This window comes from Dankookia rubra, assembly GCF_004355005.1.
Lineage (GTDB): Bacteria > Pseudomonadota > Alphaproteobacteria > Acetobacterales > Acetobacteraceae > Paracraurococcus > Paracraurococcus ruber_A.
The window spans coordinates 53,459-79,244 of sequence record NZ_SMSJ01000025.1; the positions used below are offsets into that span (position 1 = coordinate 53,459).

Annotated in this window: 23 protein-coding genes and 2 pseudogenes; 19 read left to right on the forward strand and 6 right to left on the reverse strand. The window is 65.4% G+C overall.

Annotated elements, in window-relative coordinates; genetic code table 11:
* Positions 1–49: 49 nt before the first annotated feature.
* From E2C06_RS18235 to E2C06_RS18285, 11 genes are all read left to right on the forward strand, one after another.
* The gene (locus E2C06_RS18235) at positions 50–673 is read left to right on the forward strand and encodes an FMN-binding negative transcriptional regulator (protein ID WP_133290047.1); all 624 of its coding nucleotides are present in this window, start codon (positions 50–52) and stop codon (positions 671–673) included.
* An 18-nt stretch (positions 674–691) separates the two neighbouring features.
* Entirely contained in the window at positions 692–1,138 is a 447-nt protein-coding gene (locus E2C06_RS18240; protein WP_133290048.1) for a DMT family transporter, read from the forward strand.
* A gap of 55 nt (positions 1,139–1,193) precedes the next feature.
* Entirely contained in the window at positions 1,194–2,105 is a 912-nt protein-coding gene (locus E2C06_RS18245) for a dihydrodipicolinate synthase family protein (protein WP_133290049.1), read from the forward strand.
* A 53-nt stretch (positions 2,106–2,158) separates the two neighbouring features.
* Complete coding sequence (locus E2C06_RS18250) at positions 2,159–2,809, forward strand: LysE family translocator (protein ID WP_133290050.1); 651 nt, start codon at positions 2,159–2,161, stop codon at positions 2,807–2,809.
* A gap of 294 nt (positions 2,810–3,103) precedes the next feature.
* Positions 3,104–3,490, forward strand: coding sequence for a hypothetical protein (locus tag E2C06_RS39445; protein WP_241671348.1), 387 nt, complete (start codon positions 3,104–3,106; stop codon positions 3,488–3,490).
* A 59-nt stretch (positions 3,491–3,549) separates the two neighbouring features.
* The gene (locus tag E2C06_RS18260; protein WP_133290051.1) at positions 3,550–4,011 is read left to right on the forward strand and encodes a hypothetical protein; all 462 of its coding nucleotides are present in this window, start codon (positions 3,550–3,552) and stop codon (positions 4,009–4,011) included.
* Positions 4,008–4,556, forward strand: coding sequence for a hypothetical protein (locus E2C06_RS18265; RefSeq protein ID WP_133290052.1), 549 nt, complete (start codon positions 4,008–4,010; stop codon positions 4,554–4,556). Before E2C06_RS18260 ends, E2C06_RS18265 begins: the two co-directional genes overlap by 4 nt.
* Before the next feature lie 11 nt (positions 4,557–4,567).
* Positions 4,568–5,653 (forward strand): hypothetical protein, encoded by a 1,086-nt coding sequence (locus E2C06_RS18270; RefSeq protein ID WP_133290053.1) that lies wholly within the window; start codon positions 4,568–4,570, stop codon positions 5,651–5,653.
* 3 nt (positions 5,654–5,656) lie between these two features.
* Positions 5,657–8,458, forward strand: coding sequence for a toprim domain-containing protein (locus tag E2C06_RS40330; RefSeq protein ID WP_133290054.1), 2,802 nt, complete (start codon positions 5,657–5,659; stop codon positions 8,456–8,458).
* A 53-nt stretch (positions 8,459–8,511) separates the two neighbouring features.
* Positions 8,512–10,827 (forward strand): DotA/TraY family protein, encoded by a 2,316-nt coding sequence (locus tag E2C06_RS18280; protein WP_133290055.1) that lies wholly within the window; start codon positions 8,512–8,514, stop codon positions 10,825–10,827.
* Positions 10,828–10,854: 27 nt separating this feature from the next.
* Entirely contained in the window at positions 10,855–11,043 is a 189-nt protein-coding gene (locus E2C06_RS18285) for a hypothetical protein (RefSeq protein ID WP_133290056.1), read from the forward strand.
* Positions 11,044–11,568: 525 nt separating this feature from the next.
* On the opposite strand, the gene E2C06_RS18290 is transcribed toward E2C06_RS18285, so the two are convergent.
* Both E2C06_RS18290 and E2C06_RS18295 read right to left on the reverse strand, forming a co-directional pair.
* Complete coding sequence (locus tag E2C06_RS18290; protein ID WP_133290057.1) at positions 11,569–12,129, reverse strand: hypothetical protein; 561 nt, start codon at positions 12,127–12,129, stop codon at positions 11,569–11,571.
* Entirely contained in the window at positions 12,126–13,100 is a 975-nt protein-coding gene (locus E2C06_RS18295) for a thioredoxin domain-containing protein (RefSeq protein ID WP_133290058.1), read from the reverse strand. Before E2C06_RS18295 ends, E2C06_RS18290 begins: the two co-directional genes overlap by 4 nt.
* Positions 13,101–13,222: 122 nt before the next feature.
* Between E2C06_RS18295 and E2C06_RS18300 the strand changes: the two genes are divergently transcribed.
* Positions 13,223–14,089 (forward strand): glycoside hydrolase family 16 protein, encoded by an 867-nt coding sequence (locus E2C06_RS18300; RefSeq protein WP_133290059.1) that lies wholly within the window; start codon positions 13,223–13,225, stop codon positions 14,087–14,089.
* A gap of 364 nt (positions 14,090–14,453) precedes the next feature.
* Entirely contained in the window at positions 14,454–14,591 is a 138-nt protein-coding gene (locus E2C06_RS37680; RefSeq protein ID WP_165982473.1) for a hypothetical protein, read from the forward strand.
* Positions 14,592–14,734: 143 nt separating this feature from the next.
* Here E2C06_RS37680 and E2C06_RS18305 read toward each other — a convergent pair whose 3' ends face one another.
* Positions 14,735–15,847, reverse strand: a complete 1,113-nt coding sequence (locus E2C06_RS18305) for a DNA-binding protein (RefSeq protein WP_165982474.1) — start codon at positions 15,845–15,847, stop codon at positions 14,735–14,737.
* Positions 15,848–16,001: 154 nt separating this feature from the next.
* Here E2C06_RS18305 and E2C06_RS18310 point away from each other — a divergent pair, with 154 nt between their 5' ends.
* The 3 genes from E2C06_RS18310 to E2C06_RS18320 are packed head-to-tail and all read left to right on the forward strand — an operon-like array spanning position 16,002 to position 17,901.
* On the forward strand, positions 16,002–16,325 hold the full coding sequence (locus E2C06_RS18310) for a hypothetical protein (RefSeq protein ID WP_133290061.1): 324 nt from the start codon (positions 16,002–16,004) through the stop codon (positions 16,323–16,325).
* 5 nt (positions 16,326–16,330) lie between these two features.
* Positions 16,331–16,723 (forward strand): hypothetical protein, encoded by a 393-nt coding sequence (locus E2C06_RS41070; RefSeq protein ID WP_133290062.1) that lies wholly within the window; start codon positions 16,331–16,333, stop codon positions 16,721–16,723.
* Positions 16,681–17,901 carry an IS256 family transposase gene (locus E2C06_RS18320; protein ID WP_133290063.1) on the forward strand — a complete coding sequence of 407 codons (1,221 nt, stop codon included), beginning with the start codon at positions 16,681–16,683 and terminating at the stop codon, positions 17,899–17,901. Before E2C06_RS41070 ends, E2C06_RS18320 begins: the two co-directional genes overlap by 43 nt.
* A gap of 53 nt (positions 17,902–17,954) precedes the next feature.
* Here E2C06_RS18320 and E2C06_RS18325 read toward each other — a convergent pair.
* Positions 17,955–18,665 (reverse strand): annotated as a pseudogene (locus E2C06_RS18325) (IS6 family transposase).
* 151 nt (positions 18,666–18,816) lie between these two features.
* Between E2C06_RS18325 and E2C06_RS18330 the strand changes: the two are divergent.
* Positions 18,817–18,978: pseudogene (locus E2C06_RS18330) on the forward strand (IS3 family transposase); the annotation flags it as partial.
* 938 nt (positions 18,979–19,916) lie between these two features.
* Here the strand turns inward: E2C06_RS18330 and dnaG are convergent.
* Together dnaG and E2C06_RS18340 are read right to left on the reverse strand one after the other, a co-directional pair.
* Complete coding sequence (gene dnaG, locus E2C06_RS18335) at positions 19,917–23,279, reverse strand: DNA primase (RefSeq protein ID WP_133290064.1); 3,363 nt, start codon at positions 23,277–23,279, stop codon at positions 19,917–19,919.
* Positions 23,280–23,407: 128 nt separating this feature from the next.
* Positions 23,408–23,902: a hypothetical protein gene (locus E2C06_RS18340; RefSeq protein WP_133290065.1), complete on the reverse strand. Its 495-nt coding sequence runs from the start codon at positions 23,900–23,902 to the stop codon at positions 23,408–23,410.
* 359 nt (positions 23,903–24,261) lie between these two features.
* Between E2C06_RS18340 and E2C06_RS18345 the strand changes: the two genes are divergently transcribed.
* Together E2C06_RS18345 and E2C06_RS18350 are read left to right on the forward strand one after the other, a co-directional pair.
* Entirely contained in the window at positions 24,262–25,104 is an 843-nt protein-coding gene (locus tag E2C06_RS18345; protein WP_133290066.1) for an IS5 family transposase, read from the forward strand.
* 104 nt (positions 25,105–25,208) lie between these two features.
* Positions 25,209–25,691, forward strand: coding sequence for a transposase (locus E2C06_RS18350; RefSeq protein ID WP_133290067.1), 483 nt, complete (start codon positions 25,209–25,211; stop codon positions 25,689–25,691).
* Positions 25,692–25,786: the final 95 nt, after the last annotated feature.

Genomic DNA, 25,786 nt, shown 5'->3' on the forward strand with positions numbered 1-25,786 from the left:
TGTGGGCCAATTCTGGGGCAAGGTCCAGGCCGAACCAGGAGCCACGCCGATGTATGTCCCGCCCGCCTTCCGAGAGGACGACCTCGTCGCCCTGCGCGGCATGATGCGGGAGGCCCGGCTGGCGAACCTCGTCACCGCCACGGCCGAGGGCCTGATCGCCACACCGCTGCCGCTCTTCCTGGCGCCGGAGGAGGGCCCCTACGGCACGCTCTACGGCCACCTGGCCCGCGCGAACCCCCAGTGGAAGCTGCCGCCGGCGGGCGACGCCATGGCCCTGTTCATGGGGCCGGACGCCTACGTCAGCCCCGCTTGGTACCCGTCTAAGCAGGAGCACCAGAAGGTCGTGCCGACCTGGAACTACGTCGCCGTGCACGCCTACGGCCCGATCGAATTTTTTGAGGACCCGGACCGCCTGTCGGAAGTCGTGACGCGGCTGACCGACTTGCACGAGCGGCCCCGTGCCAAGCCCTGGGCCGTGACCGACGCGCCGGACACCTTCATCCGGGCGCAACTCAAGGGGATCGTTGGCCTGCGCCTGCCGATCACGCGCATCGAGGGCAAGCGCAAGATGAGCCAGAACCGCAATGCCGCGGACCAAGCGGGCGTCGCCGCCGGGCTCGCCGCGAGTGACCGCGCCTCCGACCGGGCCGCAGCGGCACTGATCTCGCGCTGAGAGCGGGGAGAAGCGCCAATGCCAAGCCTGGCCTTGCCCGTCCTCCTCGCCATCGGAGCGGGAGTGAGCATCGTTGTCCAGCAGGTCCTGAACAGCAATCTGCGAACCGCGCTCAACTCGGCCGCCTGGTCAGGTTTCATGAGCTACCTCGTCGGGGTCGTCTGCATGGCGCTGCTCGCGCTTGCCCTGCGCGACCCCATCCCCTCGGCGAGCGTAGCCGCTCCTATTCCCTGGTGGGCCTGGAGCGGCGGTCTGTTCGGCGCGATCTTCATCGGCCTTTCCATCCTGCTTGTGCCGCAACTCGGGGCCGCAACCGTCCTCGCCCTCCTTGTCACAGGCCAGATGCTGGCGTCAGTGGCCTTCGATCACTTCGGCTGGCTCGGCCTTGCCCAGCGCCCGATCGACCTGCCGCGCCTGATCGGCGTGGCGCTGCTAATCGGTGGTGTCGTCCTGATCCGGCGCTGAGGCCAATTGCTCGCTTCATCCAAGTTCCCTCTCCAAGACGCAGAGGTACCAAGCAATGTCTATCGCGTTCCCGATGTTCCGCGGCCTCTCCGCTTTCCCCATCACCCCCACTGATGCGCATGGCCAGGTCAATACCGACGGCCTAGTACGTCTGGTGCAGCGCCTTGCCGCAGCGGAGGTAGACTCGATCGGCCTGCTCGGCAGCACCGGCACCTACGCCTACTTGACCCGCTCCGAGCGGCGCCGCGCCATCGAGGCCGCTGTGGGCTGCCTGGACGGGCGAGTTCCGCTCATCGTGGGCGTCGGCGCGCTCAGGACGGATGACGCGCAGGATCTCGCCCGCGACGCGAAGGCCGCCGGTGCAGACGGCCTCCTCCTGGCCCCGGTGTCCTACACCCCGCTGACCGACGACGAGGTCTTCGAGCACTTCGTCGCTGTCGCGCAGGCGACGGAGCTGCCCCTTTGCATCTACAACAATCCTGGGACGACGCACTTCACCTTCAGCGATGACCTGGTGGTGCGGCTCGCAGAGGTACCGAGCATCGCCGCCGTGAAAAACCCGGCGCCCCCGCCTACTGAAGCGCGAGCTCGGCACGAGGCGCTCCGCGCTAGGGTCCCCAGCACCTTTGCCATCGGCTACAGCGGCGACTGGAACACTCCGAACGCCGTCCTAGCAGGTGGAGACGCCTGGTACAGCGTCGTAGGAGGGTTGCTTCCAGTACCGGCCCTTGGGCTCCTCCGCACCGCCCAGGCGGGCGACGAAGCCGAGGTGGCGCGCTGGAACGGGCGCTTCCAGCCACTGTGGGACCTCTTCAAGGAGCTGAGCAGCCTGCGGGTGATGTATGCCGCCGCCGACATCCTCGGCCTCTGCCGTGCGAAGCCGCCACGACCAATCCTCCCGCTGCCGCCTGCCGCTTACCGGCGCGTGGCCGCCGCACTGGAAACGCTTGATGCCGGCGGCCGATAGCCAAGCCCGACGCTGAATGGTGAAAATTCCGTATTCCCGTAAGGCTCATAGCCATGCCAGACCTGATCCAACTCGCTCTTTATTTCGCCGCCGCTCTCGTGCTTGCCGTCACTCCAGGCCCGGGGATCTTCTACGTTGCTGCGCGCACGCTCGCGGGCGGTCGTACGGAAGGCGTTGCCTCCAGCTTCGGCACAGGGTTGGGCGGCATGGTCCATGTCTTCGCCGGCAGCCTGGGCGTTTCCGCCATCGTGCTTGCCAGCGCCGAACTGTTCACCGCGCTGAAGCTGATCGGTGCGACCTATCTGGTCTGGATCGGCTTTCGCACATTCCAATCCGCCCGCCGGGAGGCACTGACGGTTTTGAACAAGGGGACCGCGGCGCCGCCGGTCGGACCACAGCGGGCGTTCCGGGAAGGCGTGCTGGTCGAGGCGCTGAACCCGAAGACAGCCGCCTTCTTCCTTGCCTTCGTTCCGCAGTTCGTGGACCCGGCCGAAGGCGATGTCGCACTGCAGTTCGTGGTGCTTGGCTTCATGTCGGTGGCGCTCAACACCCTCGCCGACATCGTGGTCGCCTTTGCGGCAAGCGGCATCCGGGAAGGCGCAGCGGCACGCCCCGCGTTGATCCGCCGACTACGGGAGACATCGGGAGGCGCGATGATCGCGCTCGGCATCGGCCTCGCTCTGGCGAAGCGGCCTGCGACCTAACTTCGGAGGTCCGCTTTGCGGCTGCGTGAAGCCCCCCGGCATTGTCCAATTTGGGCGCAAAGCCGACATTCCTCTGATTCAAGCAGCTATGTCCGCTCCGCGCATGAAACCGGACCTCGTTTATCCGTAGGTGAAGGACTGCTGAGGTCGAAAACGGTCGTGGCACAATCGATACCAAGCGCGAACTTTGACTCACTAGGTCTCATGCTGTCTCTGAAGTCACTCGGAGCGGCTTGGTATCTCCATTCGCGCTGCCTCGCATGATCTTCCGCTGATCATGCGGGAGATACCTCGATGAAGCTGTCCATCTGCCTCGCCACCGTCCTCGGCATCGCCGCTGCGGCCCCAGCACATGCCGACTTCCTTCTAGCGCCTTCAGCGCCGCCGGCTTTCCCTACGGCTGGGGCGAGCCCTGGACCGGTCAGGATCGCAGTCCCACCGCGCCGGAGGCCGCCGAGCCTGCCGGCCGTCGTGGGATTTGGTGAGGCTGTGCCGGTCCACGTCGCCGCTCGTCAGATCGTCCCTGAAGGCATCTCCGTCGTGTTCGGCGATGGCGTCGACCGAGAGCTACCGGTCGACTGGCGGGGCGGGCGGCCGTGGAACCAGGTTCTGGCCGACGCCATCAAGCCGCTTGGCTTCAAGCTCAGCCGCACTGCAAACCAGGTCAGCATCACCCGCTGATCTCCAACTGAGGCATTCGCGCCGGTCACCGCCACCCTGGTGGGACCATGGAGGTGCGAATGCCCGACTTGTCCCCCAATGCGGTTGCCGATTGGCTGCGGGAGCGTGACCCAGACGTCGCTACGCTCCCAATGCTCGGTCCTATCGACGCCGACCCGGCCGTTCTGCAGATGATGGTCAGGCTTGGCCATTTGCTCGAGCAAGCTCTGGTCGCCGACGCGGAGCGTCTGTCCGCCCGGCTCCGCCATCCGGCAACAGCGACCAATCTCCGCGCTGCTCTGGCGCAATCCGGCATGGCGCGGCGGCTACGCCTGCTCGACTGGTTCGGTGATGCCGGCCTTCCCGAGCGCAATGCCGTCCTGGCGGTGGCCATGAGCGCCGGGCCGGATGGCGATTTCATCCGTGCCGAACTGCAGGCGCTGCACCGTCGTGCGGTGCTCGCCCGCGTCTACGCCCCGGAGCGTATCCAGATGCTGCTGGCGGCCTGCCAGCCCGAAGGCATGGCGGGAGGCGCGGCATGAGACGCACCCTCTGCGCCACGGCCCTGGCGGCCACACTCCTGGCCGGTACTGCGCTCGCTCAGACCGGCACCGGAGGCAGTCAGGGTTGCGCCGAAATCTCACAGGCCGCCGCTGCCGGCATCGCCGCGCGGGTTGAGGCTGACGACCAGGCAATCCCCGCCCCTGAGAGCGTCATGTCGCTGACCTGTCTGGATAACTTTTTCAACGGCTCCGGCCTCAACGTCATGATGTCGAACTTCGATCCGCAGACCATGTTGACCGCCGCCGCGTCGAGGGCGCTGCAGCAGGTTTGCGCTGCCGCCCGATCCGCCTGGAACCAGGCCATCGGATCGGTCCAGTGCGGCCTGACCGTCAGTGGTTGGAACCTCGGATTTGGCGGCCTCATGGGCGGCAGTTTCTGCCCCCGCTTGTCGTTCGGAGGCGGCGGGCCGGCACTCGGTAGCGCCTCGCTGTCGAGCGGCGCTGCCAACGGCTTCTACCTCAACGGTTCGCCCTCCGTGCCGGTTGGCTATCCCGTCGTCCGTCCCCTCGGCCTGCAGCAGTGAGGGGGCGGCAGATGCGCAAGGCACTCCTGGCAGCAACCGCCCTTGCCTCGGTCACGCTGGCGCCGCTGGCGTCGGCTCGGGCCGAGGTCTTCGACACCGCGGCGATCGTCGAACTGATCCGCAACACAGTCGCCGGGTTCACTCAGACGGCCAACTACCTGAAGGGGCAGATTGCGGCGCAACAGCAGGTCGCCGACGCCAGCAACACGGCAATGGCCCGCTTCCAGCGGAATGTCCGCAGTGCCCAGATCCGGGATGAGCACATCGCCACGCCTGCGGCCTGCGAGAGCCTGGATAATGGTCAGGCCATTGCGGTCGGCGCCGGCCAAAGCTGGATCGTGGCCACCTCTCTGACCTCCGTCGCCAACCGCCGGCGCGAGGCTGGTCCCGAAACCCCTGCCTGGCACGGCGAGGGGCACGCGGCGGCCGACCGCGCTAGGCTGCATCGCAACCGCTATTGCAGCGAGCTGGAAGCCGCGGAAGGCGTCTGCCAGCTCACGGACAGGCCGAACGGCGACATCCGTTCAGCCAGCATGACGGGTGGTCTCAGCTACGGCCCGCGCCCCGAGAACATCAACGCCGCGATCGATTTCTCGATCATGGCGCTGCAGCCGGTGCCGCTCCGGGCCCTGCGTGGCGATGAACTAAGAGCCGCGCAGAGCCAGGACATCAAGTTATGGCGTGACCGCTACCTCGCCAACATGAGCCTCGCCCAGGACGTGCACACCCGGTACATCGCCAGGCGTGCGGAGACCGTGACGCTGACCCCGGCACAACGGGCGCAGCAGCAGGCGCAGGGTCTCATCGTCACGGAGCGCGGTAGCTGGCTGCAGGCCGCCGAGCTCGAGGTCAACCGGCGCATGTCCGGGCGGGCCTGGAACGCCGCCATCTGGCGGATGCCACCGGCTTCGGTGTTGCGCGAGATCGCCTCCATGCAGGCGCTCGGCCTGCACCTGCAGATGGAAACCCTGCGGGTCCAGGAAGATGTGGCCAACACCAACGCCGCCCTGCTGGCGGCCCGCGTGGAGAGCGACACCGGACGCCCGCAGGATGCATTTAAGCGCCTGAGCACCTTACCCACGCCGCAGGTGAGGTAGGCCATGCCGGACGGTGCACCCTATCGCGGCCGCGCCAGGTCTGAGGTGGCGGCTGATCGCACGCTTAGGCAGCGCGAGGAGTTGGAGCAGATCCGCGAGGGTCTCCGGCGCTCCGCCGGAGACCTGGCGTCCCGCCTGATTGGCACGCCGGGCCGGCGAGCGGGCAACGACCTGCGCTTTGGCGACCGCGGCAAGCTCCGCGTCACCGTAGCTGGCCGCATGATCGGGCGGTGGCATGACTATGGACCCGGCAACCACGGCGACATGCTCAAGCTGATCCGCGAGCAGCAGGGCCTCAACTTTGTCGCTGCCCTGGACTATGCCCGTGGCTACCTCGGCATGCCGCAACCGGATTACGCCCGGCCGATGTCCCGCGACGAACGGGCGTCTATTGCCGAGCGGCTGCAGGCCAGGGAACGGGAACGCGCCGAGGTCGAGGCGGCCGAGCAGCGCCGGATCGAGGCCGGCTATGTGCGGGTCGCACGCACTGCGCAGAGGCTATGGGATACCCACGCGGATCGGCAGGCGCCGGCCGATCACCCCTACATTGCCAGTAAGGGGATCGACCCCGAGGGCCTGCGGCTTACTCGGAATGGCACCCTGTTGGTGCCGGTGCGCGATGCCAGCGGCGCGCTGCAGACCCTCCAACGGATCTGGCCGGATGGCAGCAAGCGGGGGCTGTTCGGCGGCCGTATGCGCGGCGGGCGGCTCGTCCTGGGAGAGGTTGCCCCGGACGGACCGGTCCTGTTTTGCGAAGGGATTGCCACGGGCAAGAGCCTGTACCGCAGTACCAAACTGCCCGTCGTCGTGTGTTTTTCCGCCGGGAACCTGCGCGAAGTGATGCGGGAATGGCGGAAGCAGAATCCCCACCAGGTGATGGTCACGGCCGGGGACAACGACCACCACAAGGAGCGTCTGACGCCCCCGAAGGCGAATGTCGGGGCGCTGACGGCGGAGCGCATGCGCGTGGAGATCGGCGCGGTGCCGGCTCTGCCGCCTTTCACCGAGCGCGACCCCGGCACCGATTGGAACGATTTCGAGCAGTCATCCGGCTCGGCGGCTGTCCGCCGGCAGATCGACGGCGCGATCACAGCCACACGCACGGCAAAGCAGGAGCAGAGCATGGACGGAGACACGACACTGGCCCCCGCGCCCGTTGGGGAAGGTGCGGCGGCCGCGGCAGATCCGCGTCGGGTGCTGATCGAGGCGACCGCCCTGGAAGGCATCGTGACGCTTGGTATGAACCCACGCGCGGCCGTCACGGCCGCCCAGGGCTTTGTGCAGGGCCTGACCGACAACCAGGTCAAGCTGACGCTGGATGCTGGCCCGACCCGCGGCTGGATCATGCGTGCAGATGGCTCCCTGGACCCGGAGGCGACAGCGGCGGCCATCAAGGCGAAGGCAGAGCCGGCGGCGCCCAAGGCCGAGGCCCCGGCCCCGGCCGCGGCAAGCCCAGCCTCCACGGCCCCTGTCGATCCGTTGCGGGGGGTGGTCGCCCAGATGGCTGCCCAATCGGGCAAGCTGCAGCAGCAGGCCCCGGATCTGGCCAAGACACTCGCATCTCTCGATGCCTCGCTGTCCTCGCCCGACGCTCTCCGGCATGAGGGTCTGCGTACCCGGATTGCCTGGGCCATCATGGATTACGAACGCACCACGGGGACCAAGCTCGCGCTGCCTGAGGACCTGAGGCGCGAGATGGAGGAACGGATGGTCAGCTATCCGGGCCTCCGGAATCCCCGCGCGCAAGCCATGCTGCGCGAGACGGCGGCCATGTCGTCGGTTGACCTCGTCCGCCAGGTGCGCCGCGTCGTGTGCAACATTGCCAAGGCCCGCGACCAGGACACGCCGGAGATCGCCGACCAGCTGCAGACCCTCCATACCCAGATCCAGGTGATGAGCGGTGCGGTAGCGCCGGAGAAGCCTGCTGCGGCGCCGGTGGCGGCCACCCCGGCCACGCCCCCGGCCAAGGCCGCCCCCGCGGTCGAGGGCGGCAGCACTGTCGCAGCCTCGCCCGGCCCCGGGGTCCAGGCCGAGGTCAGGACGGATGCCGAGGGCAAGCAGGACGGTGGAGCAAAGACTGGGGCCGCCAAGCCGCCGGCACAGGAGGCAGCCGCCGGCCAGACTGGCGGTACCGCCCGGAAGTCCCTGGCGAACCATCTCCTGTCCCGTGTGAAGCCGGCGCCTTCGGAGGGGCACCCGCCCTGGGAGCGGATCACCTCTGGCCTGGCCGAGCGGCTGGAGCGGATGGAGGAGGGCATTGCCGACCGCCGGACGGCTCGTACGGTCGCCGACGCGGAGAGTGCCGGCCGGGCCGCGATGACAGCCGTGGAGGCCTTCGTCTCCGGTCCGGGCCGGAACCTGCTGGAGCGGGTCCAGACGGCAGCGGCCCGTGAGCCGGGCGGCCTGGACAGCGTCATCAAGGAGATGCGCCAGGGCGGCAAGCACGCCGGTCTGCGGACCGAGTTTGATGAGGCGATCCGCACGCCGGGCTTCGCCCGTTCCTACGACCAGGCGGTCAAGGCGATCGGCCGCTATGGCGAGTTGCGACAGGCGCAGATGCAGGAGTTCGGTCGCCGCGGCATCGACCCGGCCAAGGCCGAGGCTTTCGAGCGCATCGACGCTTCCCTTGGCGAGGACGCTGCCCGCATCCCCGGCAGGGAAGGCGGGAAGTCCGCGCTGCAGGAGCTCGCCGCCAAAACCGCAGAGGTGTTCGTGGCGGCCGTGAGGAAGGTCCGCGCCATGGTCAGCGGGGCGGTCTCTGCGGCCCGGGCGAGCACGTCTCCCTCGCCCAGCCCTTCGCCGTAGGCTCATTCGCGCCGCCTTACAGCACCCTCGCCAGACCAACTGGCGAGGCCGTCATGCGCCGCTTTACATCAGCGTTCCTGTTTATTGCTCTCGCCGCCGCGCCAAGTCTGGCCGCGGCGGCACCTTTTTCTGACCTGACCTGGGGCGCGCTCAGCGATCCCGGAGATGATTGGGCCGCGACGGTCCTGCGCAGCGTCCTGCCGTCGATGGTCCAGGGCGGGGCCGAGATGGCCAACCAGCGGACCGTCATCGGTCTGATGGTCGGGTGGCTCTCGGGCTTGGTTTTCATGATCGCCGCCGTCTGGACGATCTATGGGGCGCTCACCAACCTGATCCGGACGGCATCGCGCGGGACCGCGCTGCATGAACACTGGCACTGGATGGCGGCGGTGCGGATGCCGATCGCCCTGGCATTCATGTTTCCGTCGCCAACGACGGGCGTGTCCTTCGGCCAAGTGGTCATTTTCAAGGTCGCAATGAGCAGCATCGGCGCAGCCCGACTGGTATATGCCGACTCCATCAAGGCCCTCGGCCCGGATGCAGTCCCCATCGCTACGCCGATGATCCCTGGAACCCGCCTGATTGTCTCAGGGCTGCTGCAGAACGAGCTGTGCCGCGCCCTGGTGGTGGCCGCGACCAACAACGAGCGGATGATGCCCATCCCCCAGCCGATTACCACCGGCAGGCCAGGCGAGGCAGGCGCGGTGACCTGGGCCTACAACCTCGCGCCGGGCAATGCCACGGGGGCGCCATTCTGCGGCACAGTGACGGTGCGCTCCCCGGCGGGGACGTCCTCCACGACGCTCATGGGTGTGTCCATGGACATGACCGGAACGCAGCGGCAGATCCTCGAGAACGTGGTGCAGCAGCACATCCGGCCGGTGGCCCGGCAGGTCGCGGATAATCTCTGGCGGACGCGCCAGGCCGCCGCCCTGGCTCCAATGATGGACGCCTATGTCAGCGCAACGGACAGCTACACCAGGCAGCTGACCGAGGCGGCCACGAACGTCACGCTGCAGCTCCGCGCGGCCGTGAAAGCCGACGACCTCCGGCGCGGCACTTATCGCAGCCAGAACCAGGTGGATCGCCTATGGGCCGTCAACTGGTCCGGCGCCGGGGCGTACTCGATGGAATTCGCCCGGCTGAACGGCGCTACGCTTTCTGTGCTGGCCAACACCCCGACTGTGACACCGCCGAGCTTCGAGAGCCTGGGAACCAACGTTCACCGCGACCTCGTCCCTCTCGTAGCCGCCGTTACGCAATGGAAGGAAACGATCAAAACCGTCGCGCAGACCACGGATGGCACCGACACACCCGGGGGCTATGCGGACTTGTACAGCGGCGCCTCTCCTGATGAGGATGGAGCCTCGATTCTTGAGAAAGTCATGCGGTCACTGCACCTGAGCGAACGCGTGCTGCGGCTGTTCACGGACATGGCCAGCCCGGCCAAATCGCTGTGGCAGGACCCATTCGCCGACCAGGTGCAGACCGGCCACAAGCTCATGATGGTTAGCCTGGCGGCACTCGGCCTCGCGGCCATTCTCGCGTCGGGGACCGGCACGGCGGCAACGATGGCGGTCAGCGCCCTGACCTTGAATTTCAGCGGCGTGGCCGGCGCCGCCGTCGGCCACATGGTTGTCAGCTACCTCGGGGCGCCAATTTTTGCCGGGCTGATGAGCCTGCTGATCCCCGGGATGATCCTGGCCTATCTCCTGCCACTGCTGCCTTTCGGGTTATGGCTGGCGGGTATCGCGGGCTGGTTGGTCCTGGTGCTAGAAGCGTGGATCTCGGTGAGCCTGTGGATGCTGGCGCACCTGACGTTCCGCGACGCGGCGCTGCACGGCAACGGCTCCTCAGGTTACATCACCCTGGCGAACATCTTTTTCCGGCCTGTGCTGATGCTGATCGGCCTGTTCCTCGGTTACGTGGTCTATGCGGCCCTGGCCTGGCTGATCTCCCGGACCTTCATGATCGCCGCTGGATCCGGCCTCATGAACGGCTGGATCGTTAGCAACATCATCGGGCTTGCGGTCTTCATGTGCGTGTTCACAGCGTTCCACATGGCTGCCTCAACGTATGCGTTCCGGATGATCAGCCTCGTGCCGCACCATGTTCTGTCCTGGGCCAACATGAGGCCGGCGAACCGCGTGGATATGGACTCTTTTGCCCAACAGGTAGCGGGCGCTGGCATGGTAGGGGCTCTCCAGGGCATCGACGCCAGTGTGGAAAGCATCAGCAACGCCGCTCGCAAGATCGGCCAGCAGCAGGCTATCTCCGGCCCGGAAGGCGGGGATGGCCAGGGCCAAAAGCAGGGCATGGACGGCACACTTTCGGTCGCGACGGACGTTGTGCCACCTGATAAAACCTAGTCAGGGAGCGAGAGGAGGCCACTCACCATGTCCACGCTCATGGGGTACATGCTCGGCAGAGCAAGCGTGCAGATCCAGCAGCAGCATGAGCGCGTCGCACAGAACATGGTCGACGCGTTCACTGGTGCTGTGGATCCGGAAACGGAAGTCCAGATGCTCCGAGCTGAGCTCGCCCGGGTCCGTGCGATCGCGCTCCGAAACAAGGAAGTCGCCTAAGGCAACCATGCCTCGGCACTTTCGTGGCGAGAGCGCGCCTTGAAGGAGGAAGCCAGCAAGGAATACTGGATTGGTCGCGCAAACGCCGCTGAGGGGCGGCTCGAGGATCTCCAGTGGTTCGAGGATTTCCGTACCGAGATGGCTGGCACCATTCGCGCGGATCCACCGCAGGATTCCCCCTGTTAGCTCAGGAGGATGGTATGCGGCTGGCCTTGGTTGGATTGAGTGTGGTTCTGGCGCTGTGCGGATGCGAGCGCCGAGGTAACCTGCGGAGCAGCGCTGATTACAGCCCGCCGGCCGCGCCCCATGTGGCGAACCCTTACTACGACCCCTACATGGCCTACGGTAGCGCCAATGTCCGCTGGCGGCCCCCTGTCTATAATCGCAGGGGGACCATCGTCAGGCCGGGGTCTGGGGATCTGCCGGCGGCCAGCTCTGCACTGCCGCCCGGCGTATTCTAGCCCGCGCTATCCTGGATAGCGGGCGCTAGCCTTGGGCGCCTAGTGGCCTAAGGCTTTGGATTGCTTAGCGGGGCCGGATGGCTCCGCGACGGCTCGGCAGGATGGTATCGGCAGTGCGGAGGAACTCTCCGACACTGCCGAGGCGCAGGACCCGAACTTGCCAGTTGTGGAGCGCCGCCTCGAGGGCTTTGGCGCCAAGGGTCAAGGTCAGGATCAGAGTCATCATCCCTGACCAAAGGCCCGCAAATTCTGGCGGTGACGCGATCGCAGCTGCGACCCAGGACAGAAAGCCGGCCGTAGCTACGCTCACACAGGCCCAGAATGTGGTCGCAGTCCGGCGCATGCGCATCGCCAACAACCTCTCGACATGAGGAATGTCCAAGCCCGAAACCTCGGCGGTCAAGGCGATGTCGATCCTTCCCTCCGGGTCGGTGATTATGGTCGCCGCCTGCGGCCTGGGCGCGCGAAGAACCGCCCAAAGCCGCCGGATATTCTCCCCTTCCGCTCGGATTGCCTCGGGATTGGTGGCCTGCCACGCGAATCTCGGGTAGGCAGTCGCCACATTGACGCTCTGGCGCCCCACCCAACGGAGGACACCGCGGCGGGGCTTCTCCTCGTTGCTCACCGCTGCGCCCCCGTTAGGGAGGCGATGACCCGGTCGATGTCCTGGCCGCCCATCTGCGCTCTCGGCGTGCCGTCTGCCTGCCGCCAGACGAGCGTGGGCGTCGCCTGCACCTGTAGTGAGGCGGCAAGCGCCATGTTCCGCGCCAGCCGGGAACGCCCCTCGTCCGTAGGCGCAAAGGTATCGGCCCGCTTGGCCCGAACCGCGTCCACCATGCCCCGCCACGAACTGTCCATTGCCTCTGAGGGCTGGCTGAGTAGCGTCTGCGCGGCAGGAGTGCTGCGGCCGGCCGTCTCATGGTCAATAAGAGCCAGTGGCACGATCGCCACTTGGATCCGACCAGCCGCAATGTGGGGGCGCAGGGCCTCGATTAGGCGGACCGAAAAAGAGCACAGCGGATCGATGAACGCATAGAGCCGCGGGGCATCCGGCCGGCCGGCAACGCCGTAGTCTGCCTTTTTCAGTTGCGCCAGGACCGTATTGCCATCCTGCGCCTGGGGCGCCGTGGCCTGAGCGCCCTCCTGAGAGGCGGGCTGGCCGCGCATATCAACGGCAGGCAGGACGCCCGGGATGATGCTGGCGCGGCGCATGGTCAGATCGCGCTTTGCCGGATCAGGCTCGGCCATGTCCATCAGCCGGCCGCTCCGGACGGCGTAGCGCCCCGAGCCGGTGACGTGGAACACCTCCATGCTCTCCCCCAGATACGCGAATACGGTCCGGATCCCGTCGTCAGTGCCGAGGTCGAGCAGCGTTGCGCCCTTGCTGGCAATCCGCGTGAGCGCGGGGCTGCGGGCGATCTCTTCCGCCCCGATCACCGAGTAGACATTGCGGTCGCTGTTGTTCACTGGAGCAGTCTGCACGGTGGCAGGCGGCCGCACCGCCGGCGGCTGACCGTCGATAGCGCAGAACTGCTGCGCAAGGGCGAGGCCGGGGGCGAGCATGGCAACAGAGCAGAGCAGGGCGAGGCGACGCATCGGGCTCTCCGTATTTCTCATACGCCCAATGTGCTGGCGACCGGCGCGAATGGGTGCGCCCGCCATTCGCGCCGGTTGGCCTGACCTTCCCCGCGGGGCAGTTCCCCCGAGGACAAGGAAGCATGGCTAACACCGTGGCGGCGTTGCCGCCTCTAGCGTCGATGGACTTCGACTGGCGCTCTGCCGACTTCAGTTACCTAACAAACGACACCGGCCAGGGCTTCGGCACGGGCAGTCCGCTCGAGCTCCACGCCGCCGGCTGGGATTTCTCGTGGCTACCCGACAACCTGCCGCCGAAGGTGAGCCCGGGCGTCACTTTTTACATCCCGAACCTGCCCGACATCCCTACTGGCGGCGGGGTCGATGCCACTATCGACACCTCGAACGGGTGGCGAGAGACCTTCGACCACGGGCCGGGGTTACTGGCCCGGGTTTGGGGCGAGGGCGTGGATTTTAGCGTCCCCGGCGAGGTCACGATCCACCGGACGGCCGCTGACGGCGACAGCGGGATGATGGTCCCACCGACCGACGCCTCGGCCGGATCGGGATACGGTCTCTTCTCGTGGACGCTGAGCATGACTGGGAGGATCGGCGTCTACGCCGATGTGTGGCCCGGCACCGATAAGTGGCCTGGCCCTGAGCTCGACATGATCGAGTTCACGCCGGAGGGCAGGGGGTACTCGACGATTCATTCGAAAGGCGAGAACGGCACAGCGGACGGGCTTAACGCGTTTCAGGCCTACGAAATGGCAGGCTTTGACGCGACCCAGATGCACACATATTCGATGTTGTGGCAGCCGGGTCGGCTGACCGGCTATGTGGATGGCCACCAGACGTGGAGTACCACCGAGCACGTGCCGCTGGACTATGCACACGGCGGCCAAAATCTGGCCCTCGGCATTGGCGTGCAGACCAGCTGGAATGCGCAGTATCAGTCCGGTGACAACCACATCACCATCTACGACGCCAGTTGGTCGCCGATCGGCTGACAGCTGATTAGATGTGCATCTGCGGCGGCGCATGTGTGGGCTCAGGCTCCGGCTTGGCATACTGCTCATGGTGCTGTGGTGGCGCCGCGACGGTGTCGTGGCGGCATCACTGAGTGACGACCAACAACTGGTTGGCAAACGTACCCTGCGCCAACGCGTGTGTTCCCGCCCAACACTTACGTTCCGGTGCTTGGCTCCGAAGCAGCCCACAGGCGTTCCTGTGCGCCGTTTGCCAGCGTTCCCATGCCGCACCCCTCTGCGTTCCTATGCGCCAAAAGGCGGGTTCCAGTGCGGCTTAACGGAGTTCCCATGCACCAAATTGGCGCATGGGAGATCTGCCCGCAGCATTAGGCGGCAGCCGCTGGTGCCGGTGCTGATGGAAATTATGGAGCAACATGGTCACCTCGATCTCTTGGCCGAAGTCTGCAGCGGCCTGCTGGCTATGGGTGCGGCGACGATGGGCCGGGCGCTGGGCACGATCGGAGCACGGCCGGTTGGCTAGTCGCGCCGCCATACGCCGCCGTCGGCGGCAGTCCGGCGTTTGGAGCAGTTGTCAGGAAAGCCAGCACTGCTGGAGACCGCCGCCTTCCCTTGGCGCCGATTCTCTAAAGTTTAGGGGCATACTGGTTGTTACGGACGAGTGCTTCATAGGAGGGTGTCCCCTTCCTCCGTCGCTACCGCTCGTTCTGCTTTCGGTGGGACGCTCGCGGTACGGGAGGCGTGTCGCATTCCGCTTCGCCGTTCAGCCTCCAGCGCTGCCGCCCGTTGCTCCGCGATCTGTCGTCCACGGCCAGCCTCGGCCAACTCGACCGCCAGGACCGCAATGCGCTGCTCGGCTCCTGCGACCTCTCGCTGCGCAGCCTGCAGCGTCGTCTCGGCCTGGCGCCGCTCTGTGCTCGCCGCAGCGAGTTCCGTCAGCAGGCGCTCCTGCTCGCCACGAAGCGTGTGTTCGGCCGCCTGCGCCGCAGCAGCCTGTTGACGGGCGGCATCAATCTGGGCCTGGTGGGCGCCGCGAGCGTCCTCGATTTGCTGCCGGGCTGCAGCCAGCTCCGCAGTCGCGCGGCCAACCTCAACCTGCCGGACGGTTTCGATCCGCTCCAGCGTTGCGCGAAGGTGATTCACTTCGTCCCGTAAAGTTGCCGCTTGGGCCTCGGCTGCTGCTTGGCTCTCCCGCGCGATCTGGGCAGCTTTGATAAAGCTCTCCCGCTCCGCCTGATAATTAACGATCTGTACGTCCGCCTCTTGGGCATGGTGGAGGGCCCGCCTCTCCCGCTCCGTCAGGCATGCGATCTGAACGCGAACCTCTCCGACTTCGGCTTCCAGAGCAGCAATCGCGTCCCCTCGCCGGTCCAACTCATGTTCTGTCGCGTCCACACTCGCCTCAGCCAGTTCCAGCTCGCTTCTGATGCGCCTCTCGGACGTTTGCAACTCGTCCGTGATACGCCGGAACGTAGCATCCGCGTCTTTCCTCGCATGGTGATGTATTGCATGTATAATCGTATCGAGTTCGGCGAAAAGTGTGGTTCGCCCCGCAGCTACGAGTTCCAGCAGCGGGGCAGGCAAGTTGCCGGTGTCTTCCTTGGCCTTGGTAGGCGGTGCCGCGTCTCCCTGCTCCTTCCAGACGGCCAACAAGCGCCGCGTATTGCCACGGTCGCCAACCTCGCGGCGAATCGACCAGCCGTTGATATCCTCTCCGCGCGCACGAATCCGGCGTGCCGCCTCTACTACCTCAGCATCTGTCACGAGCGCCGGGCGCATACGAACCACTTCCATCGGTTTGTTAGCTGAACTAAGAAACATCTATACAAACAAACTAGCTAACTAATCTTAAAGACGATCCAGCTGGTCATTGAGGTGGCCGTGAGCTTCCCCCGGTTTCTCTCGACACCCATTTGTCCGACGGGAGACCGGCATGGTGAAGTCCAGCATGGAACAGAACGAACGGCATGATGCGGCTATGGGGCCTGTGGATAGCGAGGGCGGGCGCAGCCTGTCCGCGCTATCCACAGGTCAGGCTGACCCGGCGTCGGGCGTCGTCAGGATCGGCTCGCTGCCGCCTGGCCAGTGCTGGAGCGTGGGGCGCAAGCGCGAGGTTGTTCTGCGCCTGATGCGCGGGGAGTCCATGGAATTGCTCTCGCGCGAGCTCAGAGGCTGTAAATCTTTCGCTTGGATCCGGGCGGCTGGATTCCACTCGGCGCGGTGCCTGAGTAGCCTCAGCACGACGACGATGCGGTGAGCGGGATGCCGACGGACTCCAAGACCGGTCTCTTCGGAACTCTGCCGAAGCAAATGGCGGCGGCGCGGCCCGTGGGAGTTCCGCGGCTGCGCCAGGCCGAGCGGCGCCAGGTGAGTTTGCGTCCGATCAGTCTTGAGGACCTGCTGCCGCCCAATCATCGGGCACGCTTCGTGTGGGCCTTTGCCGAGCGGCTCGACCTCACCGCGCTGTATCACGCGATCAAGGCGGTCGAGGGCCATCCCGGTCATCCAGCGGCGGTTCTGTTGCAAGGTTCGCAGCGGGCTGTGAAGGCTCCGGCGGGTCTATCGGGAAGTTTGTGTTTGGGGCGGTACGATGTTGCTGAAGGAGCCATCGCATGCCGCGACGCAAACAGCCTACCATCCCGGATGAGTTGCTAGACCAGCTCCTGGCTGGGTCGGATCCCCGGATCGCCCTCGCCGATGGCGGCCTGCTGGACGGGCTCAAGAAGGCCCTCGCCGAACGGGCGCTGAACGCCGAACTGGACCACCACCTCGAGACCGGCGAGCCGGACGGGCGCGGCAACGGCCGGAATGGCTACAGCGCCAAAAGCGTGCTCACCGACACCGCCAGGCTGGACCTGCAGATCCCGCGCGACCGGCTGTCGACCTTCGACCCGCAGCTCATCGCCAAGTACCAGAGGCGCTTCCCCGGCTTCGACGACAAGATCGTGTCGATGTATGCGAGAGGGATGAGCACCCGCGAGATCCAGGGACACCTGCGCGAGCTCTACGGCCTTGAGGTCTCGCCTGATCTGGTCAGCGCGGTGACCGATGCCGTGCTGGACGAGGTTACCGAATGGCAGAACCGGCCGCTCGAGGCGCTCTACCCGCTGGTCTTTCTCGATGCGATCCGGGTCAAGGTTCGCGACGAAGGTACGGTCCGGAACAAGGCGGTGTATGTCGCGCTCGGCGTTCGGGCGGACGGCACCAAGGAGGTCCTCGGTCTCTGGATTGAGCAGACTGAGGGTGCCAAGTTCTGGCTACGGGTCATGAACGAGCTCAAGGAACGCGGCGTGGCCGACATCCTGATCGCCGTCGTCGACGGGCTGAAGGGCTTCCCCGACGCGATCAACGCGGTGTTCCCGAAGACGCAAGTGCAAGCCTGCGTCGTGCATCTCATCCGCCGGTCGCTCGATTTCGTCTCCTACAAGGACCGCAGGGAGGTCGCGGCAGCGCTGAAGGAGATTTACCGTGCCCGCACCGCCGAACTTGGCGAAGCCGCGCTGGACGCCTTCGACGAGGGCCCGTCGGGCCGTAAGTATCCCGTCATTGCCCAAACCTGGCGCCGGCACTGGCCCGAGGTGATCCCCTTCTATGCGTTTCCCACTGAGGTACGCCGGATCATCTACACCACAAACGCTATAGAGTCGCTGAACGCCAAGCTGCGCCGAGCGGTGCGGGCGCGCGGCCACTTCCCTCACGATGACGCCGCGCTGAAGCTGCTCTTTCTCGTGTTGAACCGGGCGTCCAAAGACTGGAAGATGCCGCAGAGAGAGTGGAGCGCTGCCAAGGCGCAGTTCGCCATTCTCTTCCAGGACCGCTTTGCCATCACCTGACCAACGCCGTCCCACACAAAATTCCTGACAGTCTCCCTCCGGCAGCAAGCAAATCAAGGAGCGATGTCGAACAGCCCGGCGACGAAGGTCGCTTGGGCCCGCATGTCGCGTCCGCCAATCCTCCGTACCTGCCCCTTCCTCACCATCGCCATCACCTCGTAGCCCGCCAAGGTTCGTCGCGCCGTCCAGACGCTGCCGAAGCCGAGCCCCAGTCTGACCAGGCGTTTTATGCGCCGATGGTCTTGTTCCACAATGTTATTGAGGTACTTGACCTGGCGCAGCCGTGAGCGTCGCCACAGCTCACCATCCTCCTTCATCTCCGCCACCGCGCGTGGGTAGGCTGGGTTCTTGTCCGCCGTGATGGGGCGCGGGTTCACCGTATGCGGCTGCCCCAGCGCTTTGCGGAAGAACCGCTTCGCGGTCGCCGCATCCCGCTTGGCCGAGAGCAGGAAGTCGATCGTCTGGCCGCGGCTGTCGACCGCGCGATAGAGGTAGGTCCAGCGGCCCTTTACCTTCACATACGTCTCGTCGACCCGCTACGAGCCGTTGCTCGGACGCAGGTGTGGGCGGATCCGCTTCTCCAGCTCCGGCGCATAGGCCTGGATCCATCGGAAGATCGTGGTGTGGTCGACGTCTACGCCGCGGTCGGACAGCATCAGCTCGAGATCGCGGTAGCTGATTGGGAACATCAGGTACCACCGGACTGCCCAGAGGATTACCTCGGCGGTGAACTGCCGTCCCTTGAAGGACCCGCCCTGCTTCACCGTGCCCGCCTGATGCCGTCTCATACCAGTCCGCATAACCCTTGACCTGTTCCAGCTTGGCGCCCGCAAAGGGCAGGAATGGGTCAGCAAAAATGCGGGTCGGTATCACCATGCGCGGCTTCTACCTTGCCGGGACCGCTCCGAAAGCTGCAACAGAACCCGTTTCCGCACCCGCGACGAGGCGAGGACGGCCGTGTTCGAATGCATCGAAGTCTTCTACAATCGCCAACGCCTGCACTCGGGCGTCGGCTACCGCACCCCGGCCGAGGCGCGGGCCAGCATGGAGGGGATCGCTATGCCTGCAGCTGCATGACGCTCTGATCCCACCCCTCCACTCTCAGGGGGGAAGTCCACCACCGAGTGCCCCACCTACTGCCCCACAACCGCGATGGAAGAGGCACGAAATAGCATCATGCGTTCAACGGGTTAGAGCACCTGACCCACCTGCCCCACCATTTTCGAGGAGGGGGTTCCCTTCCTGCACAAAAGATGCCCCGATTTCAGTTCTAACGGCCTTTCGGCATTTTGTTGCGCCCGCACGACCCCCAACAAATGGTGGGGTTTGGTGGGGCAGGTGGGGCACCCGGCTGCAAACCACTGAATTGGCGAGGAAAAGCCCAGAGTACCTGCTGCCCCACCATTTTTTTCAGAAAAAAGAGATGGGACACCCCTTCTCCAGGTCATTATTTTCAAAGGAACATGCCTGCCCCACCGACTTTCCTCCGGTGGGGCATATGGCAGATCGCCGTGATAGAAGAGGGTATGGACAAAGAGGGCTAAAGATCCGGCTCGAGTTCAACAAGTTATCTTGCGTCGAGCAGTTAAGAAATCGACGCGAATCAAAAATTCTGCTATTCTAAGTGAAGGTTATAGTTAGACTTGTGCTACCATTCAACTTATAGTGGGACAGAACGCTCCCAATGTCACATGCATTGCCCACCGACCTGGAACGTCCTGCGGGCATCCGCGACGACGACTGGCAGGTAGCCAAGGCGACGGCAGTTCGTCTGCGCGCCAAGATGTTGGAGCAGCAACGGCTCAAGCAGCGGGCGGCGGCTGCGTCAGCAGCGCTGGTAGTAAGCGGGACTCGTCGTGCATCGCATCATGCAGCCGTGGAGATGCCAACTCCCGAGAGGCCCGCTGGGTTGCTGCGTGGGTGGGCTGTGATCGTCGGCGGGCGCTGACGCGGCTATGCCGCAGAAAATTGCTACCGCGGTTTGAGTGAAAGGATGCCGAGACGCCCTTCGCTGACTAGGCGGCATACGGAGCTGCACGAGGAATTTCGCCGGTTTCGGCGTCGTATTTGTCCTGCCCATCCATTCCAAGTGCAGCTAGTCGCAAGTGATAGCAGCGCGGCCTAGCGCCGCGGATCGAAGCCTTAAGGGCATAACGCATTTTCGTCCTGCCGTTAGGCGTCTCTTCGTCCGCGGTTTTGGCAAGCCACCCCCATTCGCGCAGAGCCTGCCCCAGGGTCGACGCCGTGAGTCCGGGCCCGACGACTTTCGCCAAGACGGACTGTTCGACCAGCAGGAGGTCCTGCGCGTCGTCGCGATAACCCTGGGCGCTCTGCGAATAAACAGGGCGTCCGAACCCGTCGTAAGTCATTTCACGCGGCTGGATGTAGCTGCCCTGGCCGGCGGCAACCCAGGCCAAAATCTTGTCTCGGGCAGCCTCTCGGGCATCACACACGGCGTCTTCGGCGACGTTAGCCATCGCCCAAACTATGCAGTTCTCCGCCTCATCGACGAAGTTGCTGCTGAGGAGGCCGATCTCCTGGGCGATCTCCAGGGCCAACTGTGCGGCGGCGAGGACCACGGCCGCGCGACCGACGTGCGCCGCCTTGCCCGATGCCAGGATCTCCACCCGCGCGTTGAGCGCTCCCAATAACGCGCTCGGGTCGTGCAGATAGCCTCGCGCGACAACCTCCTTGGCAAATGGTTCCGCCGCGTGGCCGTAATTGCCCTCGAACGCGGCTTTGATCGCGTCGATGTCGGCCTTTCGGCACTCCGCTATCCGGGCCCCAATGTCAATATCGAGGAGGCGGGCTGATCCGCCGGTCGGCATCTGGATGCCGGTCGCCTCGACCATCGACCGTACTGTGTACTCGGATGTTACATAGCCCAAGGTTTGCCAGGTTGCGCGTTCACGCATCCCGTTGGCACCTTCGCCGGCGACGTGGTCCACGCCGGCAGCCAAGCCGAAAATCGCGTCCACGAGATGCTGCGTCGACCGAGCAGTTCGGGTCTCGTCCAGCGAGCAAATCGCGCCCGACCGCCTAGGGGCCAGCAGGCGGACGCCAACCTGGGTGCCGCCCGCAAGGGTGAGCAATCCCTCCTCAGTGGGGAGTCCGAACACACTCAAAGCTGCCCGGACGGAGATGGTCTTGCCCCGAGTTGACGCACCGCTGAGACAGACTGCGGCGTTAAGCCCGGTCGAGGCGAGGAGGATAGCGGCCAAACCGAGAGGGATGCCGAGGATAACGTGTGGCAGGCCATCGCACGGTGGCACACAAGCGGTTGGGTCGCCCTCCCGCCGATGGTGAAGGTGGAGCCGGAGAGCTGCCTCAGTCGCTGCGGTCCAGCCCGCAAGGGACCCACCTCTGGCGACGCGGTCCTTGATGCACATCCCTGACTCAAGCTCAACGGAAACATCAGCTGGCACGTTGAGGACGGTGCCGTTAAGCAGTGCGTAGACCCGCCGTACTTTCCCGTCGACCACGCCATCCTCGGTCTCCGGCACGACGTGCACGCCCGGTCTCGACAGGATCAGGATGCGATGGCGAGGCCGCCAAGCTCTAAGCATCTTGAAACACTGCGGCTCGTGGAAGGCGTGGAATCCCGCCCGATTAGCAAGTAAGCGACGCAGAACATCGTCTTGAGCAAGATCGTCGCCCCAGAGATCGATAGTGACTGGCCCGGAGGGACTGCAGACGGTCAGCCGTTTACCCCAACGCGTGCGGTCGGGGCGGACCAGCCACGCGGTGACGGCGATCGGGAGGCAGATTGGGGTGATCTCATCCATGGGGCCGAGGCGGGGAACGACACGAATTTCGCGTTTCGTCATAACGACTGCACCGTTTTCGAGTACCGCGAAATCAAAGGCTGCGTCCTCGTGCCCCCCAGTTGGCAAGCCGAAGGTCTCACGGGTTTTGGCGATCAGGGCGGTGGCCTCGTCTCCGTCGAGCACGCGCGGGGCTGTCGTCGGAACCTGAGCGTGGCCGGAAGCAACCTCCGGACCGCGACGCGGACGGCCCCGGCGACGCCGAGGCGCAGCCTCGCCGGCGTTCTCTTCGCCGATCTCTTTCTCCTCCGCGCTCGCCGCAGCCGGTGCATTGGCGCGGAGGGCCGGGCGCCACTCAGCGCTGAATTCAGCCGCCAGAGCCGCGTGGCCCATGGAGCGGACGGCCGTGTCTAGGCGGTCGCGGAATGCCGCTCGGCGCTCTGGGGTATCCAGCGGACAGCCCCCACGGAAGGCCTCGAAAATCGACGCGGAACACGTTGGGACCGCGTTCAGGATCGCACGAAAAAAGTCGGCTCCCTTCTTCCGGAGGAGGGCGTCCGGGTCCTTGCCGTCAGTCAGCCGGACGACGCGCAACGTGCGGTCAGGGGTCAGGTGTGGCAGGGCTAATGCAATAACCCGCTTCACGGCTTTGTTGCCGGCAAGGTCTGCGTCGAAGCAAAGAACTGGCTCCTCAGCCAAGCGCCATAATTCCTGCAGGTGTTCCTCCGTGAGCGCGGTTCCGAGCGGGGCGACCGCTCCTTTGAACCCCGACTGGTGAAGGGCAAGAACGTCGAAAGCGCCCTCGACCACTAGGAGGCGGGCGCCTTCGGCTAAGCCCCTGCGGGCGACATCAAGACCGAGCAGCGCACGGCGCTTCCGGAAGACCGCTGTCACTGGGCCGTTGATGTATTTGGGCTCGCCGTCGCCCAGAACACGTGCGCTGAAGGACACGGTGCGCCCGCGTCCGTCCCGAACAGGAACGCAGACGCGCTCGAAGAAAAAGTCGGAGACGAGGCAGCCGCGCGTCTGACGGGCCAGGCCCGCATCGACGATATCCATTGTATCAAAGCCAAGCGCCCGTAATTCCGAATGGAATGCGCCGCGGCCGGGTCCGGACCACCCAATTCGGAACGCACGGATCGTCTCGTCGGAAATGCCGCGGCTGCGAAGGTAATCGAGAGCAGGCCGGCCTTCGGGTTGAAAGAGGCGGCGGTGGAAGATTTTTTCAGCAGCTGCGAGAGCTGCAAGATGAGCCCGGCGGCGCTTGGAGCGTTCGACCTCCTCCGGAGAGGCAGCGGGGACTTCCATGCCGGCCTCGTCGGCTAGGCGCTCGACAGCCTCGTGGAACCCAATATGGTCTGCTCGCAGAACGAAGGAAATTGCATCGCCGTGCGCGCCGCAGCCGTAGCAGTGGAAGTGGTCATCATAGACATAAAAGCTAGGCGTCTTCTCGTCGTGGAAGGGGCAGCAGCCCTTCCAATTGCGCCCGGAGCGCTCGAGATGCGCTTTTTTGCCGATCACCTGCGGAAGCGGAGCACGGACGCGCAGTTCGTCTAAAAACTGCCGTGGCAAAAGATCGCGGAAGTTCGACTCAGACCCAGAATCCGGCATCATCCCAGTCCATGAAGTTTCGATGCCCGCGGTATCTGGCGGGGGATGGTGCCGGCGGCCCAACACTGCATGGTGTGGATGCTGACGCACAGGTCCCGGGCAATCGGGAATGCGTCGTGAGATCGAAGTTGTTAGGCATCCGGGATTATTGCCCAGGCAACGCAGCGCTCAAGATCGCCGAAGGCCATCATGTTCTCGATGCCGGCCATGAGGGCGGCCGGCGTCATCCAGACTGCAAGCCATGGCAGTGCCGGCGGCATCGACGGGGCCGGGCGCCACAAGCCCAGACCCGAGAGGGCGAGGTGCAGAGCCTGCCAATCCAACAAAACGTGCGCCCAGGCTTCCGCCTGCCGTTCCACGCGCCAGCAGGCCACGCAGAGCACCGCCGGCAGCTTCGAAAGGCCAGGTTCGCTGGCAATATGGAAGAAGCCACTACCATCCAAGCGGGCTCCCTGGCTGTCGCGCGGGAACATGAAATCCAAATACCAGCCGGGCATGCACGGCACCGGACCCTCTTCGGCATCAATGAGCGGCAGCAGTTGGTCAATGACCCCTTGTGCTACATCGAGGCGGGAAGTCCGGGCCAGATGCCCGGTATTGAGCGTGAGATGACTGATTCTATTCACCGGCAATTTCCAAGACTTACACGACGCGACGGAGGTCCACTCATAGTAGCGATAAGGGGCACAGCGGCGGCCACTCACCATGATGGTTGTACCCAAAGCTGAAAATACGCTCCAGACGGTTAGACCGCAAGACCCCGCCGCTTTTTTATTTGTCTCATTTGGCAATGGTTTATACGATACTTGTTATGCGAAGAACTGGCGCAGCTGTTCGTCTCGAAGCGTGTCTCCCATTCGGGTTCCAGCGCCATCTTGGCGAGCATCTGTAACAGGCTGTTTTGAAAGTCGCCCCTGGCGAACTTGGGCCTGAAAAGGTGGCGTAGGAGAAGCGTTCTGGGCGGCTTTCCTGGAAAGTAGCCGCCATGTGGACGCCCGAGACCCGCGCGCTGGTTGGGGATTACGGGTCCGGTCAGGCCCTGAGCGACGAGCAGTACCGCTTGCTCGAACCGCTCATTCCGGCTGCCAAGCCCGGAGGCCATCCGCGGACGACCGACATGCGGCGCCTGCTGGACGGGTTGTTCTACCTCGTGCGGACCGGCTGCCAGTGGCGGCATCTGCCGCCCCCTCCGGCATTCCCGCCATGGCCGACAATCTACGGCTATATGCGCGCCTTCCTCCGCGACGGGGTGTGGGAGAGCATACGCCACCACATCGTCGTCATGCTGCGCGAGGGCGCGGGGCGCGAACCAAGCCCGACCGCGGTCATCCTCGACACCCAGAGTGTGAAGACGACGGAGAGCGGCGGGCCTCGCGGCTATGACGCAGCCAAGAAGGTCAAGGGGCGCAAGCGGCACTTCGCGGTCGACACGCAGGGGCTGTTGCTCGGCGTGCTCGTGCATGCCGCGTCCATCCAAGATGCGGACAGCGCGGGCGAACTGCTTCGGCGTATCAAGCCCCTCTACAACTGGCTCCGGGCCGTATTCGCCGACAGCATCTACGATCGCCTCGCCGTCCTGCTCGCCTGCTTTCTGCTCGGCCTGACGTTGATCGTCGTCCGCCGCCTCGCAGGCACCAAGGGCTTCGTCCTGCTGCCACGCAGGTGGGTGGTCGAACGAACCATCGGTTGGCTCGGACGATGGCGGCGCCTGTCGAAGGATTACGAGCAACGGCCCGAGGTCGCCGAGGCGATGGTCACCCTCGCCATGATCCGCCTCATGCTCCACCGCCTCGCCCACCCAAACCGCAAGCGACTTCCTGCCCCGTAGCTTTCAAAACAGCCTTTAAGCTCGACTTTGGCCATTTCCTTGAGGTGAGGCGGCGGAGCGGGTGAGCGGCTAGGCTGGGGCGTCCCCGCCAAAGGACAGCCGCCATGCCGCGCCTGCCGGCCCGCTTCGCCGCTGTGATCCTATGCTTCGCGCCGCTCTTCCAACAACGGAGTTGGCGACATGCCCAGGTTCTGCTGGTCGGGGCCATCCTGGCGCCGGGCCGGCGGACGGTGACCAGCATTCTCCGGATCACCGGACGCAGCCAGGAACGGCGGTTCGTCAACTATCATCGCATCCTCAACCGTGCTGCCTGGAGTGGCCGGGCGGCGGCGCGGGTCCTGCTTGGCTTGCTGGTGGATGCCTTCGTGCCGGCGGGGCCGGTGCTGCTGGGCCTCGACGACACCATCGAGCGTCGGCGTGGCAAGCGCATCAGCGCCAAGATCCTATGGGGCGATGAGTGGCGGCAAGCTGTCTGGCAGAATGCACCCGCTCACCAGCAATCAGGAGGCGACGATGCCGACATCTGCACCTTGCTCTGCTCCGGCCGCGATCGACGTCACTCTTGCCGCCGTCTTCGTGTCCCTTGAGCTGTCCCGCTCGACTTGGCTGGTCACTTCGCTCTCGCCAGGCAGCGGAGAGAAGATGTCCAAGCACTCCATGCGAAGCGGCGATGTCTCGGCAC

What these genes read in the sequence shown, in the direction of transcription:
- E2C06_RS18300 (WP_133290059.1), top strand. Translation starts at nt 13,223, where the DNA reads ATGGCTAACACCGTGGCGGCGTTGCCGCCTCTAGCGTCGATGGACTTC.
- E2C06_RS18270 (WP_133290053.1), top strand. Translation starts at nt 4,568, where the DNA reads ATGCGCAAGGCACTCCTGGCAGCAACCGCCCTTGCCTCGGTCACGCTG.
- E2C06_RS18295 (WP_133290058.1), bottom strand. Translation starts at nt 13,100, where the DNA reads ATGCGTCGCCTCGCCCTGCTCTGCTCTGTTGCCATGCTCGCCCCCGGC.
- E2C06_RS18305 (WP_165982474.1), bottom strand. Translation starts at nt 15,847, where the DNA reads ATGCGCCCGGCGCTCGTGACAGATGCTGAGGTAGTAGAGGCGGCACGC.
- E2C06_RS41070 (WP_133290062.1), top strand. Translation starts at nt 16,331, where the DNA reads ATGCCGACGGACTCCAAGACCGGTCTCTTCGGAACTCTGCCGAAGCAA.
- E2C06_RS39445 (WP_241671348.1), top strand. Translation starts at nt 3,104, where the DNA reads ATGAAGCTGTCCATCTGCCTCGCCACCGTCCTCGGCATCGCCGCTGCG.
- E2C06_RS18320 (WP_133290063.1), top strand. Translation starts at nt 16,681, where the DNA reads ATGCCGCGACGCAAACAGCCTACCATCCCGGATGAGTTGCTAGACCAG.
- E2C06_RS18280 (WP_133290055.1), top strand. Translation starts at nt 8,512, where the DNA reads ATGCGCCGCTTTACATCAGCGTTCCTGTTTATTGCTCTCGCCGCCGCG.
- E2C06_RS18350 (WP_133290067.1), top strand. Translation starts at nt 25,209, where the DNA reads ATGCCGCGCCTGCCGGCCCGCTTCGCCGCTGTGATCCTATGCTTCGCG.
- E2C06_RS18245 (WP_133290049.1), top strand. Translation starts at nt 1,194, where the DNA reads ATGTCTATCGCGTTCCCGATGTTCCGCGGCCTCTCCGCTTTCCCCATC.
- E2C06_RS18240 (WP_133290048.1), top strand. Translation starts at nt 692, where the DNA reads ATGCCAAGCCTGGCCTTGCCCGTCCTCCTCGCCATCGGAGCGGGAGTG.
- E2C06_RS18285 (WP_133290056.1), top strand. Translation starts at nt 10,855, where the DNA reads ATGTCCACGCTCATGGGGTACATGCTCGGCAGAGCAAGCGTGCAGATC.
- E2C06_RS40330 (WP_133290054.1), top strand. Translation starts at nt 5,657, where the DNA reads ATGCCGGACGGTGCACCCTATCGCGGCCGCGCCAGGTCTGAGGTGGCG.
- dnaG (WP_133290064.1), bottom strand. Translation starts at nt 23,279, where the DNA reads ATGATGCCGGATTCTGGGTCTGAGTCGAACTTCCGCGATCTTTTGCCA.
- E2C06_RS18265 (WP_133290052.1), top strand. Translation starts at nt 4,008, where the DNA reads ATGAGACGCACCCTCTGCGCCACGGCCCTGGCGGCCACACTCCTGGCC.
- E2C06_RS18250 (WP_133290050.1), top strand. Translation starts at nt 2,159, where the DNA reads ATGCCAGACCTGATCCAACTCGCTCTTTATTTCGCCGCCGCTCTCGTG.
- E2C06_RS18260 (WP_133290051.1), top strand. Translation starts at nt 3,550, where the DNA reads ATGCCCGACTTGTCCCCCAATGCGGTTGCCGATTGGCTGCGGGAGCGT.
- E2C06_RS18345 (WP_133290066.1), top strand. Translation starts at nt 24,262, where the DNA reads ATGTGGACGCCCGAGACCCGCGCGCTGGTTGGGGATTACGGGTCCGGT.
- E2C06_RS18310 (WP_133290061.1), top strand. Translation starts at nt 16,002, where the DNA reads ATGGTGAAGTCCAGCATGGAACAGAACGAACGGCATGATGCGGCTATG.
- E2C06_RS18235 (WP_133290047.1), top strand. Translation starts at nt 50, where the DNA reads ATGTATGTCCCGCCCGCCTTCCGAGAGGACGACCTCGTCGCCCTGCGC.